The sequence below is a fragment of the Paenibacillus sp. P4_A9 genome (assembly GCF_056402415.1).
This window is the reverse complement of record NZ_JBFUHL010000004.1, coordinates 224,328-235,107: the sequence shown is the minus strand read 5'-3', so window position 1 is coordinate 235,107 and position 10,780 is coordinate 224,328. Positions and strand designations below refer to the sequence as shown.

The window sequence follows — 10,780 nt, the reverse complement described above, 5'->3', positions numbered from 1 at the left end:
TCTCTCATGCGAGAAAACCAGTTATCCGGTCTTAGCTATCGTTTCCGATAGTTATCCCAGTCTTAAAGGCAGGTTACCTACGTGTTACTCACCCGTCCGCCGCTAGCTTACCCCGAAGGRTAAACCCGCTCGACTTGCATGTATTAGGCACGCCGCCAGCGTTCGTCCTGAGCCAGGATCAAACTCTCCATAATAGTTTGGACAATTGCTTGTCCGTATATCTGAAAGCTTAATTGCTCATTTGCGTTGCTAGCGAGATTTTGCAATCTCTTTTTTTGAACGATTTCTCGTTCGTGCTTACTCACTCGTTGTTCAGTTTTCAAAGATCAATTTCTTTCGCTCACTGCCGTGTTACCGAAGCAACGAGAAGTAATATACCACATCAGCTCATTCGAATGCAAGAACTTTTTTTCAACTTCTTTCGAAGCGTTCATTCTTTCGTTCGACCGCCGAAGCGACAAGGAGTAATATAACAAATCCGCCAAAGGATTGCAAGCTTTTTCGACAAAAAAACTAAATTGAAAAAAGGCCCTGGCGCATGATGCACCAGAGCCTTCACTTTATTTTAACCTTGGCTTCCAATAAAGACATATCGAGCAATAATTAGAAGAGCTAGAATCCACATTAACCAGTGGACACTGTATTTCTTATCACTTTTGCCACCTAGATTAGCTGCTGTTGCTAGAACTACATACGTTACGATTCCGAAGGAAATCCCGTTCGCAATGTTGTATGTGAAAGGCATCAATACAATTGTAAGGAACGCTGGGATCGCGATAACGAAGTCTTGGAAGTCGATCTCTTTAATGGATTGAACCATAAGAACACCAACAACAATCAACGCTGCCGCTGTTGCAGAACCAGGAATCAACATAGCAAGCGGAGCCAAGAACAGGGCAAGCAAGAAACATACGCCTGTTGTTACAGCTGTTAAACCAGTACGTCCACCTTCAGCTACACCTGCTGCACTCTCTACGTAGGCAGTAACTGTGCTCGTTCCAACCAGTGCACCGCCGCTCACGCCGATCGCGTCAACGAACATGGCTTTACCAACGCGTTTGTTGCCTTCTTCTTTGTTCTTCATAATACCAGCACGAGAAGCTGTTCCAACCATAGTGCCGAATGTATCAAATAACTCAACGAACGTAAATGTAGCAATTACTGAAATGATCCCTGTTGTCATAATGCCTGCGAAATCAAAATCAAAAAAGCGCAGTTTAGACATATCTGGTACCCAGGTCGTTTGGTCACTAGTTAATGTACCTAGATCAACCATACCCATGAAATAACCAACAACTGTCGTACCTAGAATACCAAACAAGATCGCGCCACGCAGGCGAATTACCATTAAGATGGAGATCAATAGAATACCTACAAGCGTTAAAATAACACCTTTATTTTCTAATGAACCCATGTGGAATATTGTTTCAAAAGAAAGAACATCCGTAAATTGATGTGCTTTAATATCATTACTTGATTCAACTGCAACGGTAAGGATGCCGCTGTTTTTGAAACCGATCATGGCGATAAACAAACCAATTCCCACAGTGATCGCATGCTTCAAGCTATCTGGGATAGCGACAAGAAGCATTTGACGCAATTTCGTAATCGTAAGGATGATAAAGATAATCCCCGAAATAAACACGGCCGTGAGCGCCATCGAAAATGTAAATTTACCTTGTGACGTCAAGATGATCGTCGCGAAGTAAGCATTCAAGCCCATTCCCGGTGCTAGTGCTACTGGGAAGTTAACGAAAAGCCCCATTGCAATCGTCATAACGCCTGCCGCAATAGCTGTTGCTAAGAAAATCGCTGTCCAATCCCCGCCTGTTGCCCCTGATTTAAAAGCACTCAGAATATCTGGATTTACTGCAAGGATGTAAGCCATTGTCATGAACGTCGTAATCCCCGCCATGATTTCTGTTCTTACGGTGGTGCCATTTTGTTTCAATTTAAAAAAACGATCTAAATCCATTTTCCTACTCCTCCTAAACGAATGGTGGGGAACAGCAAAAAACCCGGAATCATGTTGCCTGATTCCGGGTACGAAAAAGGAGCCGTCCATATGAGGGCTGCCTTCAGAATATGAAGCCGCACGTAAAAACTCATACGGATACCGTTCCTTTTTTTCGTAGCCAGATCATTTGCGGTGATCTCGTAGAAACTCCCAGGCCAATCCCCGAGATTATACGAAAAACTGTTATCCAATTTCATATTCTAGTGAAGAATTGATCAAGTGTCAATAAAATAAGACGAACGATAACTGGGTAAAATCTCCCAGATCGTTCGTCTTTTAGATAGATTAATTTCTTATTCCCACTCGATCGTAGCTGGCGGTTTGGAAGTGATGTCGTACACGATACGATTCACGTTCTCAACCTCATTTACGATACGTACGGAAATCTTCTCAAGCACATCCCAAGGGATACGTGCCCAGTCAGCCGTCATACCGTCAATGGAGGTAACTGCACGGATACCTACGGTATAGGAGTAAGTTCTAGCATCGCCCATGACGCCTACGCTCTTCATGCCAGGAAGGGCTGTGAAGTACTGCCAGATCTCGCGATCTAGGCCAGCTTTGGCGATTTCTTCACGCAGGATGGCATCTGATTCACGTACAATTGTCAGCTTATCCTCGGTAACTTCACCTAAAACACGAATGGCAAGTCCAGGTCCTGGGAATGGCTGTCTCCACACGATTGCGGAAGGAAGACCACACTCTTCGCCTACTTTGCGTACTTCGTCTTTGAATAGTGTTTTCAACGGTTCGATCAGCTTGAACTTCATATCTTTCGGCAGGCCGCCTACGTTATGGTGAGACTTGATCGTTTGCGCAGTAGCTGTACCACTTTCTACGATATCCGTGTACAACGTCCCTTGAGCCAAGAAAGTGAAATCATCAAACTTGCTTGATTCTTCTTCAAACACGCGGATGAATTCGGTGCCGATGATTTTACGTTTTTGCTCCGGATCCGCAACGCCAGCCAATTTGCTAAGGAAACGTTCTTTTGCATCGATTTTGACAACTTTCATATCAAATTTGCCGACAAACGTCTCCATAACGCTTTCGCCTTCACCTTGACGCAGTAAACCATGATCAATGAACATACACGTCAATTGTGCGCCGATTGCTTTATGAAGCAGAATCGCTACAACGGAGGAATCTACGCCGCCGCTTAGTGCGCAAAGCACTTTTTTATCGCCAACTTCGGCACGAAGCTCTTTAATCATATCTTCCACGAAAGATGACATCGTCCAATCGCCGACACAACCACACACTTCATAAATGAAGTTGTTAATCATTTCGTTCCCTTGAACAGAGTGACGAACCTCAGGATGGAACTGTACAGCATGGATTTTGCGATCACGGTTGCTCATTGCAGCAATTGGAAGTGATTCTGTGCTTGCCTCAACAACAAAGCCATCAGGTAGAACGGAAACATGATCACCATGACTCATCCATACCGTTTGGTTCGCTTCAAGACCTTTGACAAGCGGACTTTCATTTGAGAAAAGCAAATCTGCTTTCCCGTATTCACGCGTATGTGCGCGTTCAACTTTTCCGTTCAATTGGTGTGCAATCAGCTGCATCCCATAACAAATTCCTAAGATCGGAATACCCAAATCGAAAATACCAGCGTCAACGGAAGGAGCTCCTTCGCCATAAACGCTTGCAGGTCCGCCAGAGAATACGATCCCTTTCGGATTAATCTCACGAATTTTATCAACCGTTGTATTGTGCGGCAGCAATTCGCTGTATACGCCCAAATCACGGATTCGTCTTGCAATCAGTTGGTTATATTGGCCTCCAAAATCTAAAACGACGATCAATTCACTCGGTTTACTCATTATCCGACCTCCTAGGTTCATAGCGATTGAAGCTTTGGGAGAACCCTTGTCCACTTATCGCTATTTCTAGGTACTAATTTTAAACATTAGGCACCTAGGATGTAAAGGGGATTTAATGTGTCTTTTGAATGGCTTTCCAAATCGCTGTAATTTCCCGCTTCGAATAGGCAAATGCACGCGCCGGATCGTAGCGGACACTTTCATAGATTTGAGCGAAAGTCATCAGTGCCTGTTGTTGCCCTTGATGGGGCACCTGAAGATTCATCACATATTCGCGTACCGTTTGATTGGCAGGCTTGGCCCCGTATTTACGGAAAAGCTTTCTCCACAAACGATCCATATACGGCGTCAACGGATGCTGCTGAGCTGAAGTTCCATTGTTGTAGCTCGGGAGCTCCACCGTTCTATGCAACAAGTATCCTTGACGTCTCAGCACGAGAACCATACCAACAAGTAGACAGATGCTGCCGATTAGAACAAAAACAGCACTCTTATAAGCCTTTACCAATTGAATAAGATTATTCTTCGTCGTGTGCAACCATTCACTCGACTTGGTGATGACTGAACTCGACACTGGCGTATTGGTGAGAGAAGCTGTCATCCCCAGTTGCTCCATAGTTGCTGTCGTCAACATATCTCTCGGTTGATCCGCGGATATCCCTGAGAAACCTGGCGTCGGTTCGAACGGCACCCATCCCATCGACGGGAAATATACCTCAACCCATGAATGTGCATCTTGATTGCCGACGACAACCTCTTGCAGCCCATTGTCATCGGTGGCACCTGCTGTTCCCGGAGCAAACCCCTTCACCCACCGAGCGGGTACACCGACAGAACGAAGCATGACTACCATTGCCGTGGAAAAATGATCACAATACCCTGTTCGATCAACGAACAGGAAATGACTGACGAAATCCTCATTTCGGCTGGGATTGGTAGGCTTTTCGAGACTATAGGGAAAGGTTTGGCTCAAATACTGCTCGATGGCCACCGCTTTAGCATAAGGCGTCAGGCGATTTGCTGTTACTTGCTCTGCAGTGCTCCTCACAGTCCGCGGCAGCGCCTCTGGCAATTGCAAATATTCGTTAGTAATCTCTTCTGGATAAGGAGCCATATCTGTGTTCAAAAGGTCTGGATTTTCTGTGACCGGTTGAACGGTTATTTTGTAATAGGATAGAGAGTCAGCGATCTCTGGCAACGTCGTTAAGCCGCTCGCTTCGGAAGTAAGAAGACTTCCGGATGAAATTGGTTTCCCTTTTTCACTCAATAACATATCCACACTCCGTAGTTGACCACCTACGAACAATTGTTTAATGGATGATTTGGTGTTCAACAAGACTTCCTGCGTTACGAGTGACCCTGCTGACGACGATGGACTAGAGGCTGTGAAGGGCTCTCGCTTCTGAATAGGCTGCGTCCAGCCTTTGCCATCGTAGTAGCTTTTGGATTCACCGCGCCAGTAGGTTAATTGGGTGGTTTTGGCTGTAAACACTGGCGAGGTGTCCACTTGGAGTGGACCTCCTAAGGATGTGTCGTTCTGGCCATATCCAGAGGTCGCCACGGCAGGACTTCCGCCCACATCTTCGTTATACAGCTCAAACAAACGATCATACCAATGTGCCCAGCTCACCGGCTTCATCAATGGTTCGGATTGGGTTTGTTTGGCTGAAAACCAACCGACCCCAGACAATATCCCAACGACGATTACACTGGCGATCACCCATTGGAAATAATTACGTGAACGTGTAGTCGTCACGCGATAGGTCTGTTCGATTCTTGAAAGATTGAGAAGAGCCATTAGGAGCAGTCCATAGCCTAATGTGCGTATAATCCCTTGAACGGTATCCGCCCCTAACACGAGCTGTAGACCAACTAGGTAAATCAGCGTTGCCATCACAAACCAAAGACTATGCTGTCTTTGCAGCATAAGCGCTTGAACCACGGAGAGCAGCAGCGCCCACCCCATTAGAAATAGGAACGTACGCATTTCACCGCTGATGAGATCAAAATGGGCTTGTACGATGTATAAAAAATCTTGCGCGAATGTTCTCACTAATGAGATGATCCATCCCCCAGCAAGTATGGACTCACGGTTAAACATATAGCCAATAAAGAACACGATGATGCTGCACTTGGCGGGCCAGCCCCATCCATAAGGAACTCTGAAACAATCCAGTGCAAGGCAGAGAGCAAAAACAACAAGGACCGGTCCAATCTGGATGGACTCATCAGCCATCCAAGCCAAAGGGCGCAACCATTCCGAGAGAAGGAGAAAAAGCAGTAAGGTGATGAGACTATCTCGGAAGAGACTATTGTGTGTGGGCGGTATCGTATCTGCGCGAAAGATGAGCTGTGATGGGCTGCGGGATGCGCTGGATGTGTCTGGGTGCGATGAAGTTGTGGGCGAAGTACCAAAGTGCGAGCCATCTAAAGGCGAAGGCGAAGTGACTGAGCGTGAAGAAGCTGCGTGCTTCTTAAAAAAAGTGCGAGAGCGCGCGTGCAGCCCGCGGCGTGGTTCAAGCGGTTGCATCCGCAACACCCCCTTGCACAGGCCACTGGCTCTGCGGATGCGGCACTTCCGTGAAGCTGCAGCCTGCGGCTTGCAGCTGGGAAGCACCCTCTCGCTCTGCGACCGAGAGGGAAGGCCGCGCGTGCACGTAGATCACGTGCACGGCTCGGCGTCTGGTGCCGCTATCTGCGATCGCGCGCACCAGCGCCACATCCAGCGTCGATGTGATGCACAGCATCGACGCATGCAGCGGCAAGTCTGCCGCCTCTTTCCTGACGAGGTCAGGAAAGGAGATGGCGGGCTTGCCGCCAACGCTCGCTAGTACTTCGTACGCGAGCGTCAGATCGGGGCGAATCGTCGGCGCGATTCGCCTGGTGCTAGAGCTGCTGCAGGCGAAGCCGCAGCTCTCTCGCCCATTGGCGGCTGCTTCGAAGAAGCCAGCCGCCAGGGCGACGCTCTTCTCCAGCAGCGGCTGCGCCGCCTCTGCTGGGCTCGCCGCAGGCGCTACATCGAGCAGCAGCATCCACTTCATGGCGGCGGCCTGCTCGGGGTCTTTGGTCATCAGACGGCTCAGGCGAGCCGTCGATTTCCAGTGGATGCGGTGATACGGGTCACCGCTGACGTATTCACGAACGGAGCTGATGAGCGGCGTTTCGGCTTTGGAACTTAATGTTGTCGAGGAAGAACCTTCCTCAGACTGAAACGTCATCCCGCTTCGACCCAAAGCATCCGGCCGTGGATACACAACATATCGCTGCAGGTCTTCTCTATGTACTTTGCGAAGCGCGAAACCAAAGAGATCCCCCGCCACAGCTTCAAGGTGAGCAAATCGGTAGCTGCCTCGCATCAGATTGGTTATTTTGTAAGGAAGCAAAAGCGTCTTCTGAAACCAAGGAAAAAGCAGCTTACTATACGTCAGCTTTCTCCCGTTTCCTTCATGGATCCAGGTTTCTTTGAGCAGCAGCCATGGCATGGGAACTGGTGAGCGGTGCTTGATCTCCAACACAATCGTCACATCTTCACCAGAAAGAAACACGTCGCCTGACATGTGCCGATGCAAGTTCAAGCCTTTTAGAGCAAATACATAAAACAATCCTGCCTGAATCCAGATCAATGATAAACAAATGCCTAGATACCATGCAGCAAATCCGCCTTGCCGATACGCCAAAAAGATCATCAACATACAACCTACAAGCAATAACGTCGTCTTTCCCCAGCTTTTCATTAGATGGCCCCCTACTTCGCCGTTACGTAACGGAGAACTGGTGTTTGCATGCCATCTAGTAAGCCTTTAAGAATAATTTCGGCCGAACGACCCATCATGCGAGCATCCGAAGTGAGAATAAGTCTGTGTGTCCAAACGGGTAAAACCAAATCCTTAATATCATCGGGAACAACGAAGCTTCTCCCTTTCACATAAGCCGCCGTTTGTGCAGCGCGCATCAAGGCATAAGACGCCCTTGGACTTGCTCCTATGTAAAAATCAGCATGATCTCGCGTCGCTAAGGCTAAGCGAACTATGAAATCTTTTAACGTGTTATCCACATGAATCATGGCCGCTTCTTTCTGTAATTGCACAAACTCATCCTGCACGATAACAGGCTTCAGGCTTTCCAACGGGTGACGATCCTGCAGACGATCCAACATCAGAATCTCTTGATCATGCGTTGGATAACCGAGGGAAAGCTTCATCATAAAACGATCCATCTGTGCTTCCGGGAGGGCATACGTTCCTTCGTAATCCATGGGATTTTGCGTCGCGATGACAACGAAGGGCTTCGGCAGCTCATAGCTCGTGCCATCAATCGTCACTCGTTTCTCTTCCATCGCTTCGAGGAAAGCAGACTGTGTCTTCGGAGAGGTCCGGTTACATTCATCAGCAAGTACGACAGACGTCATTAATGGGCCTGGACGAAACTCAAACTCATTACTCTTCACATTAAAAACCGAAACACCGGTCACATCCGAAGGGAGCAAGTCGGGCGTACATTGAATTCTCTTAAACTCGCAACCGATCGTTTTGGCTAACGCGCGTGCTAGCATGGTTTTGCCTACACCAGGAACGTCCTCTAGCAGAAGATGGCCGCCGCTCAACATGGCGATAAAGGCTTTCTCTATCGTCTCTCTTTTGCCAACTATCACTTTTTCTACGTTCATGATCATCCGTTCCACTAGAGGCTGCGGTTGATCGAATATTCGGGTTTTCGATGCCATAGACAAGAAGCCTCCTAAATAAGGGTATGCTTCTAGTTTTTCCAGCTCTCTACTCTTTTAGACATTAACCGCCCATTGCAAATAGAGAGTTTTTGAGAATACTATTATTTTCTTTGAAAAAGTAGAGAGGGCGCAGCGCCAAAGAAACTTCTCGTGTGTTCGAATCCATCACGGCATTCGTAATTCTACCGCCGAGTGAAGCTATGGTTTTTCGCAAAGGAACGATAATTTGATTATTCTGCATGTGCATATCCGCTAACGAATACGTGGCTGTTTGCTTACCTAAGGTAAACAAACTAATGCTTCTATTTGCTAGATCATAATCCATATCATAAATGCCATAATGCGCATTGGCTGTTTTAGTACTCGCTTGCCAATCGACTTTCCCGCCCATCTTTTCGATGAGATAGCGTAGAGGCAGCTCTATTCGATTCGATTGGAGCTTATAGATCGATGGTTCAATGGTAAATGTGCCTCCAACCACATGAACCTGCAAAGGCAAGGCAGCTTGTTGGGCGAGAATGCGAGCAGCCTCCTCCTCTTCTTCCCTCTTCGCTTTCGCTTTCTCTTCAGCCTCGGCCTCTAGTTTCTGAGCGAGGAGCTTTTCCTCTGCCTTCTTGGCGATGTCAGATGTGCTAGGGTGAGCAATTGCATATTGCTGTGTTTGTTCTACCAGATCTTGAAAATGCTTCAAGCTCATATTTCGAGCCCATTTTGGCTTCGTGATGGTGAATTGTTTAGGTTTAACCTGTTCCGTCAACGTGGCGAACGCGTATCCTAGCTTTTTGTAATAACTAATCACTTGGGGTAGTACTTGGACGGAAGATTCATGCCCCGTTCCATCGTGAAACAGAATGTTGATCTCATGATCAAGCGGTGAAGCCTTCACCGTCTGCCAAATTTCATTCACAGGGACGTTCACTCTCTTGGAGTCCCCGCTGTCAACATTCCAGTCATGCATGATGTAACCGGCTTGTTCCATGAGGTAGAAGTAGTTAGCATCAAAATTCGTAGCTGTCCCGCCAGGCGCGCGCACGAGCTGTGGTCGTATCCCCACGATATTTGAAATAACGTCCTCGCTGCGCTGGATTTGGTTCCAAAAGGTTTGAAAATCACTATAAAGCTCTTTATAAACATGATTATATGTATGATTGCCAATGGCATGACCGTCGTTCACGATTCTTTTGAGCTCAGAAGGATGCGCTTTCGCTTGCTCACCAAGTACGAAGAACGTCGCCTTGACGTCTTCTTTATCTAAAATATCCAGCACCTGATTCGTCAGCTTGCTTGGACCATCATCAAATGTCAAATACACAGTAGGTTGCTCCGGAGTTACATAGGTCCTCTCACTCTTCAGTCGCTTCCCTGATTGAAGCTGTTGATAAACCTCTTGCACAGCTGGATCAGCTTCATTTTCCGCGGCATGGGCCGGCATTATACCAACCAAGAGTGAAACTAGTAAAACAACAACCATCATGATTTGAATTCGTAGTCTTCCGTTGATTGGAGCTTGTACTTGTAAGCGCATCCGATGATCCCTCCGCATGTTCTATCATTTTGACATCTGATAGATTATATGGAAGTAGGATCGAGAGTATGACAGCAAAAAAACTAGAAAAACCAAAAACAAATATAGTAGTATTCACCTATATTTGTCACTATGAACTCTATATTTATCTCTGCAAAGTATGTCTCTACTTCATCTCCATTACAGCATCCAGAACAGACTGCACATGATTCTTAATCTTCACTTTGCTCCATTCTCTCACGATATATCCTTTTTCATTAATAAGGAAAGTGGAACGAATAATGCCCATGTACTCGCGACCATATAGCTTTTTCATCGCCCATACGCCATACTTCTCCGCTACCTTGTGATTCGTGTCCGAAAGCAGCAAGAACGGTAGCTCATATTTCGCAATAAATTTATCGTGCGCTTTCAGCTCATCGGGGCTAATTCCAATGACTTCCACACCTAGCTCAGCGAACTTCCCGTTATAATCCCGAAAATCGCACGATTGCTGCGTACAGGTCGGTGTATTGTCTTGCGGGTAAAAATAAATGACGACTTTGCGCCCTTTGTAATCGGCTAATGAGACTTTCTCTCCGTTGGAACCATGCAGCGAAAATGCGGGCGCCTTTCGCTTGGTCGGCGCCTTCGGTACGATTTCTTTCTCTTTGCTCAATATTGCTCTCTCCTCTTTCGCG

General features: G+C 47.0%; 7 protein-coding genes, 1 rRNA gene and 1 riboswitch. All 8 genes read right to left on the bottom strand.

The features are described from left to right. Window positions 1-194, bottom strand: a 16S ribosomal RNA gene (locus AC1DVJ_RS06480); the annotation flags it as partial. Window positions 195-565: 371 nt separating this feature from the next. Further along, on the bottom strand, window positions 566-1,975 hold the full coding sequence (locus tag AC1DVJ_RS06475) for an NCS2 family permease (RefSeq protein WP_477589263.1): 1,410 nt from the start codon (window positions 1,973-1,975) through the stop codon (window positions 566-568). A gap of 137 nt (window positions 1,976-2,112) precedes the next feature. After that, window positions 2,113-2,213: riboswitch (purine riboswitch) on the bottom strand. A gap of 97 nt (window positions 2,214-2,310) precedes the next feature. Next, a complete protein-coding gene (guaA, locus tag AC1DVJ_RS06470) occupies window positions 2,311-3,849 on the bottom strand; it encodes a glutamine-hydrolyzing GMP synthase (RefSeq protein WP_477589262.1) in 1,539 nt (512 codons plus the stop codon). Between the two features lie 112 nt (window positions 3,850-3,961). Then, window positions 3,962-6,379, bottom strand: a complete 2,418-nt coding sequence (locus AC1DVJ_RS06465; RefSeq protein ID WP_477589260.1) for a transglutaminase TgpA family protein — start codon at window positions 6,377-6,379, stop codon at window positions 3,962-3,964. After that, window positions 6,366-7,583, bottom strand: a complete 1,218-nt coding sequence (locus tag AC1DVJ_RS06460; RefSeq protein WP_477589259.1) for a DUF58 domain-containing protein — start codon at window positions 7,581-7,583, stop codon at window positions 6,366-6,368. Before AC1DVJ_RS06460 ends, AC1DVJ_RS06465 begins: the two co-directional genes overlap by 14 nt. Window positions 7,584-7,594: 11 nt before the next feature. Then, window positions 7,595-8,572, bottom strand: a complete 978-nt coding sequence (locus AC1DVJ_RS06455) for an AAA family ATPase (RefSeq protein WP_477589257.1) — start codon at window positions 8,570-8,572, stop codon at window positions 7,595-7,597. A gap of 64 nt (window positions 8,573-8,636) precedes the next feature. Further along, window positions 8,637-10,100, bottom strand: coding sequence for a polysaccharide deacetylase family protein (locus tag AC1DVJ_RS06450; RefSeq protein ID WP_477589256.1), 1,464 nt, complete (start codon window positions 10,098-10,100; stop codon window positions 8,637-8,639). A gap of 166 nt (window positions 10,101-10,266) precedes the next feature. Beyond that, window positions 10,267-10,758, bottom strand: a complete 492-nt coding sequence (gene bcp, locus AC1DVJ_RS06445) for a thioredoxin-dependent thiol peroxidase (protein WP_477589255.1) — start codon at window positions 10,756-10,758, stop codon at window positions 10,267-10,269. Between the last annotated feature and the right edge of the window lie 22 nt (window positions 10,759-10,780).

Coding starts and splice junctions, on each gene's coding strand:
- AC1DVJ_RS06450 (WP_477589256.1), bottom strand. CDS start 10,100: ATGCGCTTACAAGTACAAGCTCCAATCAACGGAAGACTACGAATTCAA.
- AC1DVJ_RS06475 (WP_477589263.1), bottom strand. CDS start 1,975: ATGGATTTAGATCGTTTTTTTAAATTGAAACAAAATGGCACCACCGTA.
- guaA (WP_477589262.1), bottom strand. CDS start 3,849: ATGAGTAAACCGAGTGAATTGATCGTCGTTTTAGATTTTGGAGGCCAA.
- AC1DVJ_RS06460 (WP_477589259.1), bottom strand. CDS start 7,583: ATGAAAAGCTGGGGAAAGACGACGTTATTGCTTGTAGGTTGTATGTTG.
- AC1DVJ_RS06465 (WP_477589260.1), bottom strand. CDS start 6,379: ATGCAACCGCTTGAACCACGCCGCGGGCTGCACGCGCGCTCTCGCACT.
- AC1DVJ_RS06455 (WP_477589257.1), bottom strand. CDS start 8,572: ATGGCATCGAAAACCCGAATATTCGATCAACCGCAGCCTCTAGTGGAA.